Annotated in this window: 4 protein-coding genes; 1 reads left to right on the forward strand and 3 read right to left on the reverse strand. The window is 50.2% G+C overall.

Annotation, left to right across the window (positions count from 1 at the left end; all coding sequences use genetic code 11):
* Positions 1–554 precede the first annotated feature (554 nt).
* Positions 555–1532 carry a replication protein RepA gene (locus GOX01_RS12295; protein ID WP_062268746.1) on the forward strand — a complete coding sequence of 326 codons (978 nt, stop codon included), beginning with the start codon at positions 555–557 and terminating at the stop codon, positions 1530–1532.
* A 3-nt stretch (positions 1533–1535) separates the two neighbouring features.
* Here the strand turns inward: GOX01_RS12295 and GOX01_RS12300 are convergent, their stop codons facing one another.
* From GOX01_RS12300 to GOX01_RS13035, 3 genes are all read right to left on the reverse strand, one after another.
* On the reverse strand, positions 1536–2399 hold the full coding sequence (locus GOX01_RS12300) for a ParB/RepB/Spo0J family partition protein (protein WP_081107005.1): 864 nt from the start codon (positions 2397–2399) through the stop codon (positions 1536–1538).
* Positions 2396–3442: an AAA family ATPase gene (locus GOX01_RS12305; protein WP_062268750.1), complete on the reverse strand. Its 1047-nt coding sequence runs from the start codon at positions 3440–3442 to the stop codon at positions 2396–2398. Before GOX01_RS12305 ends, GOX01_RS12300 begins: the two co-directional genes overlap by 4 nt.
* Positions 3443–3476: 34 nt before the next feature.
* The coding region (locus tag GOX01_RS13035) for a hypothetical protein (protein ID WP_218023026.1) at positions 3477–3672 on the reverse strand (196 nt) is incomplete at its 5' end.

Consider the following 3672-nt stretch of genomic DNA (forward strand, 5'->3'; position numbering starts at 1 on the left):
GGGCGAGGATGCCATGACCAAGCATCCAGGGCGAAGTCGGTTTTGATAAATGTGTTCTGATATCAGAACACATTCCGGCACAGGTGTCCGAAGGTACTGCTAAAAAAGCGCTCTTAGGTTGGGCCGCTTAACCCCTCGGGAGAATGGTTATGTTGATCTCAGCTCACCGAACACGCCTGCTATCGATGACCTTAAGCGCCTCTCAAAGCTAAAAATATTAGCTCTCCGCTCCGTCCGGGCCGCTTAACCCCTCGGGGATACTTGCTCAATGGTCGCCTTCCCTGGGGGGTTAAGCGGCTCCACGGCACCCGCCTGCTAGGCAATGATTTATCCCGGCTAAACCGAGGGGTTAAGCGGCTGGGGCATGTTGTGCACAAATATACATCTCTAATACCGAGGGGTTACGTGGCCTCCGTGCGTTAAAAACTGAGGGGTTAAGCGGCATATTACAAATATATATATAATACTAATCTTTAGTATTGCCGCTTAACCCCTCAGTTGACATCGCGAGAAGGGGATAAGAAAGTAATTTTGTGAGCACCTAGAGGCACCAAATGACCGATTCTCCCTACGCAGGTGAGTTTTCCCGAATGCTGATGGATCTCGGCTATGAAGAAAGTGCGAGCCGTCTCAAACAATTTGGTCGCAGTGACGAGATACCATTCCTAGATATCTCCAAGGCGTTGCTGGCTGATGAACGTTTCGAGATGGGGGTCGCCTACTCAGGTATGTGCTTAACTAGCCTTCCTCACAAGAAACTGCCTGATGACCAAGTTTGGAAACGCCTCGGTCACGACGTTACGTTGCTTATTGAGCCAGGAACTTTGCTGATAAATGGCGAAGAAAAGAAGTTTGGTGTTCCGTATGGAGCACGCGCTCGCATGATTCTTATATATCTTATGTCCGAGGCCTACAGGACTAAAAGTCGAGAAATTCGGCTTGGTGGAAGCCAAAGACGTTGGTTCGAAAAGATGGGCATTTCATTTGGTGGCGAGACCGCGAAAGCTATTCGAGACCAGTCAAAGCGTATCAGTGCGTGCAGCTTAAAATTCTTTTGGTCCACAGAAGAAGGTGCCGACGGATTTGCAAAGGGCGGAATTGTCTCCTCAGGTCTTATGTTTCGCGACCAAGTCGCTAAGACCGACGAAAGGCAGAGTAGCCTTTTCGATGACAGAGTAGTTCTCGACCCTAATTTTTTTGAGGCTCTTGAAGCCCATCATGTCAAGTTACGAGAGGAAGCTATCAAACAGCTAAAAGACCGTTCTCTTGCTCTAGATATATATGTTTGGCTTGCTTATCGGATGCGCAGGATTACTAAGGATACCTTTATATCCTGGGCCGCACTGTACGATCAGTTTGGAGGGGGTGTTAAGCAAAGGAAGCACTTTACACTCCCCTTCAAAAACGCGCTGAGGGCTGCATGTGCAGCCTATCCAGAGGCTCGCGTTGAGGTAGATGATAAGGCAGGAGTGATACTCAAGCCTTCACCCCTTCCTTTCCACCGTGACTACGTCGCAGGTGTATCGTTTTAGGAGTTACTCCTCTTCTCCGAGACGTTTTAGGATAGAATGTGCAATCCGCCTCAATTCGACACGATCTTTTTTTTCAAGCATTTGTGGTACGACGCTCTCCCATTTTGCGAAAGCTTTAGTAAGCGTCGCCACACGAGGTGAGTTTTGCTGATAAGGCTCCTTCTTGTGCGATTCTGCAGTCAATCGAAGACCTTGTCGAATCTTCTGGATCGTAAGATCGCCAGCTAGTGCTAACGCAAAAAATTGGTTCTGCTTTTCAGTATCCTGCACGCGGGCGAGCTCAATCAGGAGATTACGTGGCAATGGGTGTTCTGATTTCAGAACACTCTCTACGAAACTGCTGGGTAATTTTAGTACTCCTAGCATTCCATTTAAGTCCGACACGCTCTTACTGAGGCGTTTTGCTGCTTCCCGCTGGCTCCACCCATTGAGAGCAATCAGCTCCTTAATGCCCCGGGCTTCCTCCAGCAAACTTAAATCTTCGCGCTGTATATTCTCGATTAGCGATGCGACTTGATGTTCCGACGACCGCTCAATCGCCAATAGCGTCTTTATGCCTGCCTGGGCTGCAGCCCGCCACCTCCTCTCTCCAGCGACAAGAATCCAGTGCCCTCGCTTTTCAGGATTTGGCCTGACAAGCACGGGCATAAGTTGGCCATGTTCAGACAGGCTTGATGCGAGATCACGGAGAGCATTTTCGTCAAATCTCTTTCTCGCCTGCCCGACATCTGGCTGGATCTTCTCGAGTGAGACTTCGAAAGAATGATTAATCTCGCTGCTACTCGCGATGAACGATCCTCCAAGATCGTTAACCCGACCCTCCATTGAGGCCATCAGCCGAGACGGTCCTTTTCGCTTCGGAGTCATTCCTTGTTAGCTCCTTCGTTATCAGTTTCGGCCCAGTCGAGATTCAGTTCGGCCAGAGGAGGCTCTTTGCCGGTGGCGATTGCAGCTGCAATCCTTAAGTACGGCGCAACTGCCTTGGACCTAGACGACACGTCACTTGCAATAGCGCCGTTCCACGCAGCATTTCCATATACATTACTCTCGGGCACCGGCTCCAAGACTGCTGCGCGTCCCGCAGTGTACTGGATTAAATGATGGAGAACCTCGCGGTCGACGGCTTGTCGGTTGTTATAGCGGGTAGGTAGGATCCCACCGACCCTTAGTCGGGGATTGAGGCGACGCTGTATCTTCTGGATAGTGGTGAGAAGCAGGGCTACGCCCATTGCATCAGGGGGCTCGGTTTGGACGGGAATGATTACAATATCCGCGGCCACAAGAGCCATATAAGTCATCAGCCCTAAGTTTGGCGGAGCATCAATGATTATAAAGTCATAAGAACTTGCCAGTTCTTCGATACCTTCGGCTAAAGCTTGCTCGAAGCCTGGCTCGCGACGACCGTCAGCCTCTGAGAGATCAATGTGGCTGGAAATAAAATCGAATGGGCGCGTGGCACCTGTAATTTCCTCTGCAGCAGATATGATACACTCGTTGAGTGGGCGGTCCTTTAACAGACAATGATATATCGAGCGGCCTTCTCGGTGCGCCTGCAAACCCTCCTGCCCTAGCAGCCAATCTGTTGCTGATGCCTGAGGGTCTAGGTCAATCAACAACGTCCGATGTCCGGACTTCCTGAAGCAAGCTGCAAGGTTAAGTGCGCTAGTGGTCTTGCCCACGCCGCCTTTTTGATTAGCAAGCGCAATAACCTTGGCATTCGCATTGCGTTGCTGAAGGAGTGCCTCAATCTCGCACGCAACGTCATTAGGGATTGCCTCCCTCCCATTTTCCCACCGGCTTACACGAGACTTGTCGTAGGCTCTTCCGAGCCTCGCATTCAGTGCTTCTTTCAGCTCATTCTGGGTCATGCGGAGCTGCTCTCGCGCGTCGCGCATAAAGTCGCCAACCATGTCGTGTTTCCTTAATCCGTATGCATAGTTCGTATCATCGAATTGTAAGGACGTCAACCAACACAGCACAGGTTGACGCAACAAGTTGATTCTCAATAAGTCCAAAAAGAAATAAACTTCGCTCCAACCTTGGGTTGTTCATGAGTGTTCTGATTTCAGAACACTCATGAACATTCATCACATAGGGAGCAGCAGCAGAAGGAAGCGAGAGGAGAAAAGAAAAGGCGCTG

The organism is Gluconobacter oxydans (assembly GCF_006539685.1).
Taxonomy (GTDB): Bacteria; Pseudomonadota; Alphaproteobacteria; order Acetobacterales; family Acetobacteraceae; genus Gluconobacter; species Gluconobacter oxydans.

Coding starts and splice junctions, on each gene's coding strand:
- GOX01_RS12305 (WP_062268750.1), bottom strand. CDS start 3,442: ATGGTTGGCGACTTTATGCGCGACGCGCGAGAGCAGCTCCGCATGACC.
- GOX01_RS12300 (WP_081107005.1), bottom strand. CDS start 2,399: ATGACTCCGAAGCGAAAAGGACCGTCTCGGCTGATGGCCTCAATGGAG.
- GOX01_RS12295 (WP_062268746.1), top strand. CDS start 555: ATGACCGATTCTCCCTACGCAGGTGAGTTTTCCCGAATGCTGATGGAT.